Below are 15009 nucleotides of genomic sequence, written 5' to 3'. Positions count from 1 at the left end.
AGGGGATTTTTTTATTACTTTCCATTATGAAATCTATTTGTGTTTATTGCGGTGCTAATTTTAACGGAGATCCGGTAGTAAGAACAGCTATTGAAAATCTCGCGCAGACTTTTGTTGATCAGCATATTTCCCTGGTATATGGTGGTGGCAGTGTAGGTGTAATGGGTGTGATCGCTGATGAAATGTTAAAAAGGGGCGGACTTGTTACGGGTGTAATCCCTCAATTTTTGATGGATAAGGAAATTGGACATAAGTACATTACAGAAATGATCGTTACGGAGAATATGCACGACCGTAAGAAAAGAATGGCAGATATATCCGATGGTTTTATTGTCCTTCCCGGCGGTTTCGGTACACTGGAAGAATTTTTTGAAGTACTTACCTGGTTACAGCTTGGTCTGCACTCAAAACCCATAGGTGTACTCAATGTAGACGGCTTTTACGATCACTTGTTTGCACAAATGGACGTTATGGTTAAAGGTAAATTTCTTAAGCAGGTAAATAGAGACCTGGTTATTAATGAATCCGATCCCGTTCAATTGGTTCGTGAAATGTTATCCTTTAAACCGGTTACTGATGGTGATGTTTGGTTTACAGATAGAAACCTTACTTAAGCCGCTATAGAAACTCATCCGGACTAATTTCCCAGGTCCAGGGTTTTTTGAAACTTGTAAATGTACGCAGCTGTTTAACTTGCAGCGGTTCTTCTTTACTTGTATTCGCAGATTCTCTATTGAATGTTGTTCCTGTAATCACAAGACGCTTTTTATTGACAAAGTCATATTGCTTTTCGTTCATCTCTCCCGACGATGCATGATAAGAATTGTTGGATGCCTGCGTGAGCAGCCAGTCATTATTTTGAAATTTAAAGGTGTAATTTAATTTCCAGCGCCAGTTGGCACCCCCTTCAAATAAGAAGTTAAGTTTATTGTCGGTGATGTGAAGCGGCCTTAATGGATCGCCCATTGCACCTCCTTCTTCTGATCTTAGTATAAAATTGTTGTTTTGCTTAGCCAGTTTATAACTCTTGCCGCTTTTAAAATAAATGGCCAGAATTCTGGGCTTTTGAATTTCAGTGATAATCTCTGTGGTATTGTCTCCATAGGCCCTGCTCTCCTTAACCGGAGCATAAAATTCCAGGATTAGTGCCATATCTGCTATCTGATCACGGTTTAAATCACCATAAACAGAATCAATGACCTTCCATTGTGCAGGTATTAACGATTTAATGGTTCGCCCCTGGCTGGCCATTGCCGGATATTTAAAGGACTGTGCCTGAATGGAGAATCCACAGATCAAAATAAACAAGGTCAGCTTTATCTTCATAATGATACAACGCTGGTTAGCAGCAAATAGTCTTAATAAAAAAATACGATGCCGGAATCCTCCGGCATCGTATTGGATAATTGCTATATATGTATTGAGGTTATTGAACGATTTTACCGTCTTTGTCAATTTTTAACGATCCGGTTTCCTGCTCTTTTTTAACGTTAACCAGGTAATATTGAGTTTTATCTGCGTTAGTTACTAAAAAGGCATCCGTTGGTGTCCAGGCTTTAACGGGTTCAGTCTGTAACGTTTTTTGAACCGGTTCTGGCAAATCTTTAATTTCTACAGGAGTTCTTGTTGTACTGTCTTGTTTAGTAGTTGAATCCTGTTGTACAGCAACTCTGATTGGGTTTTTAACTTCGCTTGCTTTTACTGTTGCTAATCCTGCTAGTGCTATAAATGTTGCTGATAAGATGATCTTTCTCATACGAATTGTTTTAATGTATTGTTTAAAATTTTTGTTAATTATGTTTAGACTATGCTTCATAATCATGCCTTAACAGCTTGTTTTTGGCACTGGATTGATTTTCAGGGTATTATTAGTTGTGCCGGTTTTTATTTGTGGGGTGTTTCTCTACAGTTTGTTGATGAAGGAATCAAAAAGAGTTGCAGATAGTCGATAAAAAACGGGATCAAGCTAAGCCTGATCCCGTTTTTATATTTTGAACCGGCAAACCATACTATGGCTGACTGGATTCAACGATTTATTTTTAAATGTATTATTTGATTGGATTACCTGCTACACCCTCAAAAGTAATTTTCACTGGTTTTATCAATCCATTTTCATCAAATTCCATTTTGTCAATACAAGTAACGCGATGATTTCCGTTGGTTTCACCCAATGGTCTGCGGTGGTAAATGATGTAGTAGTCGTTTGTTTTCGGATGTTTAATCACCGAGTGATGACCTGCACCTGTTGCTATCAAAGGATCCTGGTTCAAGATCTTATCAATTCTTTTGAACGGGCCTAATGGCGAATCTGCTATGGCGTAAGCTACAGAATAGTTGGGTCCTGTCCATCCGCCTTCAGACCACATGAAATAATATTTTCCGTTACGGATAAACATAAATGGACCTTCTACATATCCTTTTGGGGTAATCTCTTTATAAGTAGTTCCATCAGGAAAGGGAACAACACTTTTAAAGTCATCGCTTAGTTTTACCACATTACAGTGCGACCATCCGCCATAAAATAGATAATGCTGTCCGTCTTTATCTTTAAATACATATTGATCAATTGGCTGTGCACCATTGTGGAATTTATCGATCAGTGGTTTTCCGATCAGATCTTTAAACGGACCTTCCGGTTTATTGGAAACGGCAACACCGATGCCGCCTGTTTCTGAGTCTTTTTGGATGTCATTTGCACCAAAGAAAAGATAATATTTGCTGCCTTTTTTTATAATTGAAGGTGCCCATACCGCTTTTTTAGCCCATTTTACGTTTGATGTATCTAAGATCTTGCTGTGTTTTTTCCAGGTTAAAAGATCTTTAGAACTGTATGCATCTAAAAAGATCTGGTCTGTATAGCGTGCAGAATAGGTTGGATATACCCAATATTCTTTGCCAAATATTGTTGCTTCGGGATCTGCATACCATCCCGGAAATATTGGGTTTCCAGAGGTGCTTTTAACTGTTTTCTCTTGCGCGAAAACGGATAATGCCAGTACAGAAAGGCATAATGCGAAATAATACTTCTTCATTTTAGATTTATAATGTGTGTATAAATTGAAATTGGGTTGAAGGTATTATTTTATATTGTTTTCTACAAGCAATAACGATATAGCGGTTGTGTATTTAGAGGCTTTTGTGTAAAAATGATGTGCATAACCAGGTTAATCCAGGTGTTAAATCCGTTTAAATGTATATTGGGTCTATTATGGAGAAAGGCTTGCCGTAACTCTAAGCATGTTTGGCCATGGTTTAGTACATTTACCAAAAAAGATAATGTTAATGAGAGCCTTACTGCTACCTATCCTAACCTTTATAAGCCTGGCCTTTCCTGCCGTACAGCAGATGTCAACCGATGATGTTTTGGCTGATCGTCAGCTTTTGCTGGCAGACCCAACCATATTCCTTGACAAAGGCATCTATTATCTGTATGGCACGAGTTCTGATTCTGGCTTTTTGGTGTACCAATCTACCGATTTAAAGAATTGGAGCGGACCCGTTGGAAAATCAAATGGATTTGCATTGCTTAAAGGTCAGTCTTTTGGTACTAAAGGCTTTTGGGCCCCACAAGTGTTTAAGTATAAAGATACTTACTATATGGCCTATACTGCTGATGAGCAAATTGCCATTGCAAAAAGTGACCATCCTTTAGGCCCATTTAAACAACAAGAGATCAAGTCTATTTCAGGATCTGGAAAACAGATCGATCCATTTGTCTTTTATAATGCCGGTAAATTCTATCTCTACCATGTAAAGCTTCAGGATGGCAACAGGATCTTTGTTACGGAAATGAAGGCAGACCTTTCTGATGTTTCATCCAAAACTTCTACCCCATGTATTTCTGGTTCATTGCCCTGGGAAAACACAGAAAATACAAACTGGCCAGTTACAGAGGGGCCAACTGTGATTAATTATAAGGGGATGTATTATATGATCTATTCTGCCAATGATTTTAGAAATAAAGATTATGCAGTTGGATATGCAACGGCAACCAGTCCGCTTGGTCCATGGAAAAAATATACTGGCAGTCCAATTCTAAGCCGGCAGAATTTAAAGTACAATGGTACGGGGCATGGCGATTTGTTTAAAGATAAGGACGGCCAGTATCAGTATGTTTTGCATACACACAATTCGATGTCAAAAGTTTCTCCGAGAATGACTGCCTTAATAGGGGTGTCATTTTATAAGAATGGAAAAGACGATGCCGTTCTAAAAGCGGATGACCCGAGTTTCCGGTTCTTATCTTTAAAACCCTAAGAAGTCCTTAACCGCACTGTTTTTTTATCTAAAATTTGGCGTAGCCCAGGAACTCTATTTCTTCCGGACTTTTTGTAAGGTGTGTTTTTCCGCCAGACAATACGTACAGATCATCACTGATCGAAATCACATCACGGTGCATATGGTCTGTAATCAGCAGGCCTTTGTTTTCCTTTTCGGCTACCATCAGTGTTTTAATCTGCTCCACCATGAGGGGGCTTAAATGTGAAAAAGGCTCATCCAGCATCACGAATTGAGTGGGTGACTTTAAAATAACGTAAAGCTCGATCAATCTTTTTTGTCCCCCTGAAAGTTTTTTTAACGGGGAATTATATTTTAATCTAAATTCCGGAAACAGGTCTTCAAATGGGATATAATCTAAATTGAAATCTAAGAATATTCTTTTTAAGCTGAGGCCGTCCGGAATAAAATTAAACTGCGGAAGGTATAAATGTAATTCTGGTCTTTTATAGGCACATGGGATAGATTGACCATCAAAGCGTACCGATTTACTATTTGCAGTTAGATTACCATAAATGATATTCATCAGGGAGGTTTTGCCATTTCCATTTCTGCCCAGTAATCCGGTGATCTTTCCGGTTTCACATTGAATATAAATATCAGAAAGGATTTTCCGTACCCCAAATTCTAAGAAGATGCTGTCGGCCTCTAGTTTGTGGATCATACTTTGGCCCCGATAATTAATAAAAATATAAACAGGAATACATCAAAGGTCAGGGTGCAGCTCCATAAGGATACTTTTGAGATCCCTAGGTTTTGATAATAAAAGAATTCCTTCTTTTTGTAATTGGTTATATAGTAGTAGATTGTTGCTGTGGTAAGCAGTTTTAACCATACCAGAACAGGTATCGTCCTGATACCAAATAGAAAGATCGCGTATGCTAATGTTAAAGACAACGACAGGGTTACTAAACAGAAACTGCTGTAAAATGTGAGGAGTAAACGGAGCGTTTTAGGTATTTTCATGGTTCCATATGTATATGCTAAAGATAGCGGTTAAACATCTATTTCCTAACACATCTTGGTACATGTGCTCAAAAACCCTTATTTTTAGACGCTGGTCTGGTAAAATGCCAGCAAAAGATAGGTGCTGCTATATTAAATATCCAGCAAAAAGAAACGTACGTATTTGAATACCAGAAGTAATTGGTATCATTAAAGAAGTAAACATGAAGAGAGTAGTAGTAACAGGTTTAGGTGCAATAACACCAGTAGGAAATACAGTAAACGAATTTTGGGAAAATATTGTTGCCGGGAACAGTGGTGTGGCAGCGATCACAAAATTTGATTCCTCAAAGTTCAAAACCAATTTTGCTGCTGAGGTAAAGAATTTCGATGCTGAAGCTTACATTGATAAAAAAGAGATCAAAAAATACGATCTGTTCACTCAATATGCAATTGCTTCGAGTGATCAGGCCATCAAAGATTCGGGTCTTAATTTTGAGGAGATGTCTGAAGCCGAACGTTATGAAGTAGGTGTGATCTGGGGTTCTGGTAACGGTGGTATTGGTACGTTTGAACAACAATTAAAAGATTTTCACCTGGGTGACGGTACGCCAAGGTTCAGTCCATACTTTATCCCGAAAATGATCCTTGATATTGCAGCTGGTGTTATTTCTATCCGCAACAAGCTGCACGGACCAAATTACGCCACTGTTTCTGCCTGTGCGTCTTCAAACACTGCGATCATCAATGCATTTGATACCATCCGGTTGGGCAAGGCAACGGTTATGGTTGCCGGTGGTTCTGAAGCGGCAATCACACCTTCTGCTGTTGGGGGCTTTAATGCGGCCCAGGCCTTATCCAAACGAAACGACGATCCTACTGGTGCGTCACGCCCGTTTGATGTAAGCCGTGACGGTTTCGTGATTGGTGAAGGTGGTGCTGCGCTGATCCTTGAAGAACTGGAACATGCCCTTAAACGCGGAGCCCATATCTATGCTGAAATGGTTGGCGGTGGTATGGCTGCTGATGCGTATCACTTAACGGGAACTCCTCCGGATGGCCTGGGAGCTTCACTTGGGATTTCTAAGGCGCTTGCTGATGCGGGCATTTCTGCTGATCAGATCGATTATATCAATGCACACGCTACATCTACCGGTTTGGGTGATATTGGAGAGTTAAACGGGATCAAAAAGATCTTTAAAGATATTCCTGTCGCAATAAGTGCAACAAAGTCCATGACTGGTCACCTTTTGGGTGGTGCCGGTGCCATAGAAAGTGTGATCAGTATACTTTCTGTTAAGCATGACATCATTCCTGGTACGATCAATACGGAAACACTGGACCCGGAGATCCCTCAGGGGTTAAATATTATATTGGGTAAATCTATTCAGCAGCCTGTACATTATGTGCTGAATAATACGTTTGGTTTTGGCGGTCATACGGCAACTTCAATCTTTAAAAAATATACTTCATAAATTTATTTTGCGCTGCAGGCCGCATAATGATCTTCTTTATACCAAAGCCCATTTTGGACTTTTGTTTCATTGGAAATAAGATTTAACTTGCCCCGTATGGATATAGAATTCAATAAGAACGAGGACTTTAACAAGCAGTCTGTTTACGAGTTGAAAACAAGACTAAAAAAGATATATAAAGGTGGGGGAGAGCAGAGTGCTGCAAAACAAAAAGAGAAAGGTAAGCTGCTCGCCCGTGAGCGAATTGCCTACCTGATTGATAAAGAAACCGAGTTTTTAGAAGTCGGCGCATTTGCTGCTGATGGCATGTATGCGGAGCAGGGCGGCTGTCCGGCTGCTGGTGTGGTATGCGGCATTGGTTATGTTTCTGGCAGACAATGCATGATCATTGCGAATGATGCGACGGTTAAGGCTGGTGCCTGGTTTCCAATGACAGCTAAAAAAAACCTGAGGGCACAGGAAATTGCGATGGAAAACAGGCTTCCTGTAATCTACCTGGTAGATAGCGCGGGTGTTTATTTGCCCATGCAGGACGAAATATTTCCGGATAAAGAACACTTTGGCAGGATGTTCAGGAACAATGCACTGATGTCTGCCGATGGGATCGTTCAGATCTCTGCCATTATGGGTTCTTGTGTTGCTGGTGGTGCCTATCTGCCCATCATGAGCGATGAAGCGATGATTGTTGAGGGCACCGGCTCTGTTTTTTTAGCGGGTTCTTATCTTGTAAAATCTGCCATTGGTGAAGATATTGACAATGAAACCTTAGGTGGTGCTGCCACACACTGCGAAATATCAGGTGTAACCGATTATAAGCACCCAAATGACCAGGCTTGTTTGGATAGCATCCGGAACATTATGGGGATGCTTGGTGCGCCGCAAGTTGCAGGTTTTGACCGCATCAAGCCTGCCATGCCTGCAAAAGATCCGCTGGAGCTTTATGGTTTACTACCCGAAAACAGGGAAAAGCCTTATGATATGCTGGACGTGATCCACCGCCTGGTTGATCATTCTGAGTTTGAAGAATATAAACAATTATACGGACAGAGCATCATTTGCGGACTGGGCAGGATCGATGGATGGGCGGTAGGCATTGTAGCTAATCAGCGTAAAGTGGTGAAGTCTAAAAAAGGAGAAATGCAGTTTGGCGGGGTCATTTATTCAGACAGTGCAGATAAATCTGCAAGGTTCATCATGAATTGCAACCAAAAGAAAATTCCATTGGTTTTCTTACAGGACGTTACCGGCTTTATGGTTGGAAGCCGCTCAGAACAGGGAGGAATCATTAAAGATGGCGCTAAAATGGTCAATGCCGTTTCTAATTCTGTGGTTCCTAAATTTACTATTGTCATGGGTAATTCTTATGGTGCGGGCAATTATGCCATGTGTGGAAAGGCTTATGACCCCAGACTGATCTATGCCTGGCCAAGTGCTAAAATCGCCGTCATGGGCGGTGCTCAGGCCGCAAAAGTATTGCTTCAAATCCAGCAAGCTTCCCTCAAGTCAAAAGGTGAGACCATCACCCCGGAGAAAGAAGCAGAATTACTTAAAGAAGTTACTGAAAAATACAACAGCCAGACTACTCCGTATTATGCGGCAGCAAGATTATGGGTTGATGGTATTATCGACCCTTTGGAGACCAGAAAGGTCATTTCTATGGGTATTGAGGCTGCCAATCAATCGCCTATAAAGAAGCCGTTTAATGTTGGGATCATTCAAACCTGATCATTTATAATCCTGATCTCACAATGTTGCGTTTGTTGCGTATTCACGCTTGTTGAATAGCAGGATAAAGCGTAATTTTGTAAGGTAATAGCTAAAATATGTCACAAGAAATAGAACACGTTAAATGTTTAATTATAGGTTCTGGTCCTGCTGGTTATACCGCTGCAATTTATGCTGCACGTGCAGACCTTAAACCAGTTATGTATACAGGTATGGAACCTGGGGGACAATTAACCCAAACCACAGATGTAGATAATTTCCCTGGATATCCCAATGGGATCATGGGTCCTGAAATGATGGAAGATTTCCGTAAACAAGCGGAACGCTTTGGAACAGATATCCGTTTTGGGTATGTAAGTTCGGTAGATTTTTCTGCCATGCCCCATAAAGTGGTGGTTGATGAGATTAAAACCATTACTGCTGATACCGTAATTATCTCTACCGGTGCAACTGCCAAATGGCTGGGCTTACCTAGTGAGCAGCAATACAATGGTTTTGGTGTTTCTGCATGTGCAGTTTGTGATGGTTTCTTCTTTAAAGGGCTTGATGTTGCTATTGTAGGTGCCGGTGATACCGCTGCTGAAGAGGCTACTTATTTAGCCAAGTTGTGTAAGAAAGTATATATGCTGGTACGCAGAGAAGAGTTCAGAGCTTCTAAAGCGATGGTTCACCGCGTATTGACTACCCCAAATATTGAAGTAATATACAATACAGAAACTACGGAGATCTTAGGTAACGGTAAAAATGTAACCGCAGTTAAGGTCTTAAATAACCAGACTGGTGTTGAATCTGAATTGCCTGTTGATGGTTTCTTTGTCGCCATTGGCCATAAACCAAATACAGATATATTTAAAGGCTGGCTGGATATGGACGATACCGGTTATTTGAAAACGATTCCGGGATCAACAAAGACAAATGTTGAAGGTGTTTTTGCCAGTGGTGATGTTCAGGACCATTATTACCGTCAGGCCATAACTGCTGCAGGTTCTGGCTGTATGGCTGCACTTGATGCCGAACGTTATCTTGCGGCTAAGGAAGATGAGGTGAAGGTTTTGTTGTAAGATTTTTTTATATTGGCCAGTAATTCAGCCCATATAAAAAGATTATGAAAAGATTAATTTCTATTGCTATACTGGCCTTTGTTTCTATAAACGTACTGGCGCAGAATGATGTCAACATGGGCATTATCCCTGCGCCAGTTTCTGTTAAGAAGAAAACCGGATCCTTCAAGCTGGACAAAACGGTTGTTCTTATCGCTGCAGATCCAAATCATGCTGCAATTGCTGATCTTTTAAATGCTTCAATCGTAACTAAGGGCGGTTTTGCGCTGCGTGAAGCAAAAAGTGCGGCAGCAGGCGGAAAATCTATTGTATTGACTTCAGAAGGAGCTGATGCATTACCTGCAGAGGGATATACCATTGACATTACAGATAAAAAGATCACCCTGAAAGGTAAACCTGCCGGTTTATTTTATGCGGTACAATCCATGATCCAGCTGCTGCCTGAAAAGCAAAACAACGGGATGAGTATACAAGCTGCAGAAATTACCGACTATCCGCGTTTTAAATACCGCGGGATGCATCTTGATGTATGCCGGCATATGTTCCCGGTTTCTTTCATTAAGAAGTATATTGACCTGATGGCCCAATATAAACTCAATAACTTTCACTGGCATTTAACAGATGACCAGGGCTGGCGGATTGAGATCAAAAAATATCCAAAGTTAACTGCTGCAGGAGCAAGCAGAAATGGAACGATCATCGGTCACCATCCAGGGATTGGAACGGATAATACGGTATATTCCGGCTTTTATACCCAAAATGAAGCAAAGGAAGTGGTTGCTTATGCAGCCTCAAAGTTTATCAATGTAATTCCTGAAATTGAACTTCCCGGTCATAGTTCAGCGGCTATAGCTGCGTATCCGGAACTCAGCTGCTTTCCGGAAAGAGATACTTTTGTCGAAGAGAAAGCCCCATGGGCAGGTTCCAGAAAAGGTAAGCAGGTTCAGCAGACATGGGGGGTGTTTAGTGACGTTTTTGTTCCTACAGAAAATACCTTTACATTCTTAGAAAATGTATTGGATGAGGTGATTGCTATTTTCCCTTCCAAATATATTCATATTGGCGGTGATGAAAGTCCGAAGGAATATTGGAAAGAAAGTGAGTTTTGTCAAAAGCTGATTAAACAACTGGGTATCAAAGATGAGCATGAACTGCAGAGTTATTTTATTCAGCGGATAGAAAAACATGTCAATTCTAAAGGACGCTCTATTATTGGATGGGATGAAATTCTGGAAGGTGGATTGGCACCAAATGCCACGGTAATGTCCTGGAGAGGTACGGAAGGCGGAATTGCTGCAGCACAACAAAACCACGATGTGATCATGACGCCTGGTGGTAATATCGGACTATATTTTGATCATAAACAGTCAAATTCTCCCGATGAGCCCATGACCATTGGTGGTTTATCTCCTTATAGCCTGGTTTATGCGTATGATCCAATACCTAAAGAGTTAACCCCGGAGCAGCAAAAACATGTGATCGGCGTTCAGGCAAATATGTGGACAGAATATATCCAGACGCCGGCTAAAGCGGAATATATGGTTTTACCGAGAATGCTTTCCCTCTCAGAGATTTCATGGAGCCAGGTTGCCAACAAAGATTTTAAGAATTTTTCTGAAGCGCGTGTTCCCGTTCATTTGGCCCGTTTAGATAAATCCAATATAAATTATTGGGTTCCCGTACCATTGGGTACCAGCAACCAGGAGCTAAAGGGTGAAAACTTTAGCTATGCATTAAAGGCACCGGTAACCGGTGCAAAGATCTATTATACATTAGATTTAACCCGGCCATCTGAAACGGCTACATTATATAAAGATCCAATCCGGATCGTTGTTCCTGCAGGTCAGAAGCGTACACTGAAGACCATCGTAATTACGCCTGCCGGCAGACGCAGCGTAGTAACGGAAACTGTGTTTAACAACGGTGCCCCGGATATAAAAACAAAATAATAGCTTTACACCAAAAGAACCACAATCCATGAAACCCTTCTTTAAGATCATTCTGCTGTTTGCCGGACTATTTTCAATAGTTTCCTGTACAGATCATGCTTCAGAAAAACCAGTTGGCCAGAATATTCCTGAAAGCAAAATATCAGGACCATTCCATTTTTACAAAAATATAGAGATCAGACCGGGAATTAACTTTGAGGTAGTGAGCTGGGGCAGGGGTGTAGATAGCCTTGGCGGATACCTGGTGCTGATGTCAGATACTTTGAAAAATAACTATAAGTCTCTGTCTAATGAGCGTGAAGGAATTATAACCGATGCCTGGAATATGGATCTGGATAATGATGGCAATCCAGAGATCTATATTGAATTTAGCAAGCAGCATATTTTAGATCTGAATGTTTATGAATATTCAAGTGGTAGTTTTAACAAGATCACGTTTCCTGGTTTAAACGAAAGCCTAAAGAAAAACTACGGTGGAAATGATAAGTTCTTTATGAAAGAAGGGGAGCTGTTCAGAAGTTTTCCATTGGTGAATCCCAAAGACAGTACCCAAAAGGCTGGTGAACTAAAAACAGTCAGATACCGGTTAAGCAGCAATAGTTTCTCGTCATCAGAAGTAAAAGAATAGTTTAGATCAGCCGGTTTAATTTAGCCACTTTTATTGCATCTGCTTTTGAGTTTACATGGAGCTTTAAATAGATATTTTTAACGTGGGTTTTTACGGTATCTATTTCTATAAATAGTTCTCTGGCTACCTGGCTTCGGTTCTTTCCGATGGATATCAGTTCCAGTATTTGTGTTTCTCTTTTTGTAAGTGGTGAATTTTGATTCTTCTGAAGTGACCGGATCAGGGTTTTAGCCACATTCGGACTCATAGATCCTCCACCCAGCATGACTTCTTTAATGGCATTTATGATCCTGGACGATGCCATGTTTTTTGTAAGATAACCTGAAGCCCCATTGCTGAGCGCTTCTATGATCAGCTTTTCAGTTTCATAAATGGTAAGCACAATGAAATGGGTAAATGGGAGCATCTTTTTCAAAACTGGCAATGCCTCAATGCCGCTGGTTCCCGGTAATTGAATGTCTATGATAACCACATCCGGATTGTCATTTACGATATGGTTCCTGGAAGCATCAAAAGACGGGTAGGTATTCACTACTGTAAAAGCAGCAGTGCGGTTGATCAGATAGGCGTATCCGTTCCTAACGGTTTCATCATCTTCAATGATCACAACACTTACATGTAAAGGTGTATACATCAGAGATTTTTTAGTGATGAAAATGGAAGGGTCAGGGTTATTTGTGTTCCGTTACAATTTGAAGTTATCGCCAGATCTGCATGAATTCTTTTTGCCCTTACATACATGTTATTTATTCCGTGTCCATTTTTGACATGGGTTGTATTAAATCCGATGCCATTGTCACGCAGGCTGATCAATACCAGGTTATTGATCAATTTAGTTTTAAATGTTACCTCGTTTGCCTTAGCGTGTTTTAATGCATTATGTATGGCTTCTTTAAAGATCATCAGCATATTTCTGCTTAGATTTAAGGAGAGTACAGCGTGCATTTGATTTGTATTCATTTCGCTTTTAAACTGGACTTCAGTCTCCTCAAACATTTCAATCGCAAATTCTTCAAGGTGGTCCAGCAATTGATTTAGAGTGTCGTTCTTAGGATTTAGCGACCAAAGTATGTCTTTTGTACAGGTAAACAATTCATCAACATTCTGGCTGATCTGCTTTAAAATAGTCCTTTTTTTGGTGTCATTTTCATCGATCATGCTCTTTAATACTTCGGATAAGATGGTTATTCTGGTCAGTTTGTTACCAAGATCATCATGGAAATCTTCCGCTGTTTGCTTCCTTATTTTAAACTGCTCCTCATATTTAATCCTCAAACGGAGTTTAAGTTTGAATTTTTTTAACAGATGCAGGCTATAAAGGGTAAGAAGAAGAATCAGCCCGGTTAGCGCAATGACCGTAAATAGCTTAGGTACTTCAGTTTGATCATTGAAAGGGATGATTTCAAAAGAAAGAATAGAGCGGAAAAATAATAGTAAGGTCTTTTCGTAATACACTGAACATAAATAGATGGCTAACCCAATGTAAATATATTTATCAATCATCAATTAAAGGATCACCCTTCAGGGGGTATATTTTAATTATTATGAAAAATGCCCCTTAAAGGGTGATTAATATTAAAAAGCGTTCAATTAGATTTGTCTTACGATACGGATCTGTCAGACCTGATATCGCTGGATATTTACAGGAGACAAAAATGACCCATGCAAGCATATAAAGAAAAACTGGCCATCTAAGTTTGGATAAACTTAAAGTTTAGGTTAGTTAATAGTTAAGTCATCCGGAAAGCTACGGATGGCTTTTTTATTGACCCTCTTTAAACTGATCGCTAATTCGTTCAAACTTTTCAATGAGCAGGTCTATTCGTTCTTTTTCCCGTTTCATGTATGCTTTTCTTAAGATAGTGGCACACAAGCCCATCCAAAGAATGGTAAAAGCAATAATGCCTGTTTGTGTCCAAATGTTCAGGTTATCGAGCATTTCATAAAAATATAGGATAAAGCCTACTGAAATGGCAGTTGCATAGATCCAGTATAGTTTGGTATAGATGGTAAACTTATTAAGCTGGTATACTTTAAGGTTTGATAAAAATGCGTTTGGATGTTCAGTAAAGTCATTTTTAGCAATGATGCGGTAGTCTTTATATAGGATAATGGTATAAAGGGCAATTGCAATAATGATGATCGTTAACCCGGCTTGGGTAGTCCATGAATTGAACGGATAAAATAGCTGCAATGCGACAATGGCGGCGAAAGAAAGCAGCATTCCAAGGATATTAAATAAAGACCTTGTCGTGATACCTGCAACTTCTTTCTTTGCCTGTGAAAGCATTTCATCAGATGAGATTTTTACCTCAACAGAATGTGATTGCCAAAGCGATTGTATGTGATCAAATTCTTGCATGCTGATTGTATAATTCGGTAAGTTTTAATTTAATACGATGAATTTTTACCCTTAGGTTTCCCTCACTGATTCCAGATATATCTGCAATTTCATGGTAAGGAAGCTCATCCAGTACCATGGTAATGATCAGACGATCATTTTCTTCCAGTTTTGAAATGGCCTTATAAAGTAACGATACCTGTTCGTTTTTTTCTGAGAATTCTTCCGGGCGGTTTTCTATAATGTTTTCAGTAAGTTCGTCTTTTGCCTGGCGTTTTTCTGATCTTAAATAGGTTAAGCAGGTGTTTACAGCGATCCTGTAGATCCAGGTAGAAATTAAGGACTTATTGCGGAATTTATCCAGATTTTGCCAAACTTTTAAAAAGGTTTCCTGAAGCAGGTCATTTGCAGAATCCTCATCTCCGGTATATCCATAGCATAAATGGAATATCTTCTTCGAATTGGTGTCGAAGATTTCTTTAAATAACTGGTCCTTTTTTTCCATTAATTAACGGCTAATGGGTGTTTGATTGGTTTAATCTTAAAATGTTACAAACATTAAGAACTGCAAAACTAATAAATGTTTGCGGGCTTAACGCAATTAATT

The 15009-nt window shown here is 39.9% G+C and carries 16 protein-coding genes; 7 read left to right on the top strand and 9 right to left on the bottom strand.

Features of this window, described 5'->3' with window-relative positions:
- Positions 1 to 26 precede the first annotated feature (26 nt).
- A complete protein-coding gene (locus ATK78_RS21855) occupies positions 27 to 614 on the top strand; it encodes an LOG family protein (RefSeq protein ID WP_133578273.1) in 588 nt (195 codons plus the stop codon).
- A 4-nt stretch (positions 615 to 618) separates the two neighbouring features.
- Here the strand turns inward: ATK78_RS21855 and ATK78_RS21850 are convergent, their stop codons facing one another.
- The 3 genes from ATK78_RS21850 to ATK78_RS21840 form a co-directional block, all read right to left on the bottom strand.
- Entirely contained in the window at positions 619 to 1326 is a 708-nt protein-coding gene (locus ATK78_RS21850) for a hypothetical protein (RefSeq protein ID WP_133578272.1), read from the bottom strand.
- 100 nt (positions 1327 to 1426) lie between these two features.
- Positions 1427 to 1756, bottom strand: coding sequence for a hypothetical protein (locus tag ATK78_RS21845; RefSeq protein WP_133578271.1), 330 nt, complete (start codon positions 1754 to 1756; stop codon positions 1427 to 1429).
- A 292-nt stretch (positions 1757 to 2048) separates the two neighbouring features.
- Positions 2049 to 3032, bottom strand: coding sequence for a glycoside hydrolase family 43 protein (locus ATK78_RS21840; protein ID WP_133578270.1), 984 nt, complete (start codon positions 3030 to 3032; stop codon positions 2049 to 2051).
- A 250-nt stretch (positions 3033 to 3282) separates the two neighbouring features.
- Between ATK78_RS21840 and ATK78_RS21835 the strand changes: the two genes are divergently transcribed.
- The gene (locus ATK78_RS21835; protein WP_133578269.1) at positions 3283 to 4257 is read left to right on the top strand and encodes a glycoside hydrolase family 43 protein; all 975 of its coding nucleotides are present in this window, start codon (positions 3283 to 3285) and stop codon (positions 4255 to 4257) included.
- Between the two features lie 28 nt (positions 4258 to 4285).
- On the opposite strand, the gene ATK78_RS21830 is transcribed toward ATK78_RS21835, so the two are convergent.
- Positions 4286 to 4942: an ATP-binding cassette domain-containing protein gene (locus tag ATK78_RS21830; protein ID WP_133578268.1), complete on the bottom strand. Its 657-nt coding sequence runs from the start codon at positions 4940 to 4942 to the stop codon at positions 4286 to 4288.
- Positions 4939 to 5244: a hypothetical protein gene (locus ATK78_RS21825; protein WP_133578267.1), complete on the bottom strand. Its 306-nt coding sequence runs from the start codon at positions 5242 to 5244 to the stop codon at positions 4939 to 4941. The genes ATK78_RS21830 and ATK78_RS21825 overlap by 4 nt, the downstream gene beginning before the upstream one ends.
- A gap of 203 nt (positions 5245 to 5447) precedes the next feature.
- Here ATK78_RS21825 and fabF point away from each other — a divergent pair, with 203 nt between their 5' ends.
- The 5 genes from fabF to ATK78_RS21800 all read left to right on the top strand — a co-directional run bounded on the left by fabF (position 5448) and on the right by ATK78_RS21800 (position 12061).
- Positions 5448 to 6698 (top strand): beta-ketoacyl-ACP synthase II, encoded by a 1251-nt coding sequence (gene fabF / locus ATK78_RS21820; RefSeq protein WP_133578266.1) that lies wholly within the window; start codon positions 5448 to 5450, stop codon positions 6696 to 6698.
- A 96-nt stretch (positions 6699 to 6794) separates the two neighbouring features.
- Positions 6795 to 8423, top strand: coding sequence for an acyl-CoA carboxylase subunit beta (locus ATK78_RS21815; RefSeq protein WP_133578265.1), 1629 nt, complete (start codon positions 6795 to 6797; stop codon positions 8421 to 8423).
- A gap of 98 nt (positions 8424 to 8521) precedes the next feature.
- On the top strand, positions 8522 to 9484 hold the full coding sequence (gene trxB, locus ATK78_RS21810) for a thioredoxin-disulfide reductase (RefSeq protein WP_133578264.1): 963 nt from the start codon (positions 8522 to 8524) through the stop codon (positions 9482 to 9484).
- Between the two features lie 44 nt (positions 9485 to 9528).
- Positions 9529 to 11433: a beta-N-acetylhexosaminidase gene (locus tag ATK78_RS21805; protein WP_133578263.1), complete on the top strand. Its 1905-nt coding sequence runs from the start codon at positions 9529 to 9531 to the stop codon at positions 11431 to 11433.
- Positions 11434 to 11461: 28 nt separating this feature from the next.
- Positions 11462 to 12061: a hypothetical protein gene (locus ATK78_RS21800; protein WP_133578262.1), complete on the top strand. Its 600-nt coding sequence runs from the start codon at positions 11462 to 11464 to the stop codon at positions 12059 to 12061.
- Between the two features lies 1 nt (position 12062).
- Here ATK78_RS21800 and ATK78_RS21795 read toward each other — a convergent pair whose 3' ends face one another.
- From ATK78_RS21795 to ATK78_RS21780, 4 genes are all read right to left on the bottom strand, one after another.
- On the bottom strand, positions 12063 to 12695 hold the full coding sequence (locus tag ATK78_RS21795; protein ID WP_133578261.1) for a response regulator: 633 nt from the start codon (positions 12693 to 12695) through the stop codon (positions 12063 to 12065).
- On the bottom strand, positions 12695 to 13564 hold the full coding sequence (locus tag ATK78_RS21790; protein ID WP_133578260.1) for a sensor histidine kinase: 870 nt from the start codon (positions 13562 to 13564) through the stop codon (positions 12695 to 12697). Before ATK78_RS21790 ends, ATK78_RS21795 begins: the two co-directional genes overlap by 1 nt.
- Positions 13565 to 13823: 259 nt before the next feature.
- Positions 13824 to 14423, bottom strand: coding sequence for a hypothetical protein (locus ATK78_RS21785; protein ID WP_133578259.1), 600 nt, complete (start codon positions 14421 to 14423; stop codon positions 13824 to 13826).
- Positions 14410 to 14907 (bottom strand): RNA polymerase sigma factor, encoded by a 498-nt coding sequence (locus ATK78_RS21780; RefSeq protein WP_133578258.1) that lies wholly within the window; start codon positions 14905 to 14907, stop codon positions 14410 to 14412. Before ATK78_RS21780 ends, ATK78_RS21785 begins: the two co-directional genes overlap by 14 nt.
- Positions 14908 to 15009: the final 102 nt, after the last annotated feature.

Source organism: Pedobacter metabolipauper, from assembly GCF_004362715.1.
GTDB lineage: Bacteria > Bacteroidota > Bacteroidia > Sphingobacteriales > Sphingobacteriaceae > Pedobacter > Pedobacter metabolipauper.
This window is presented reverse-complemented; position numbering and strand designations above follow the sequence as displayed.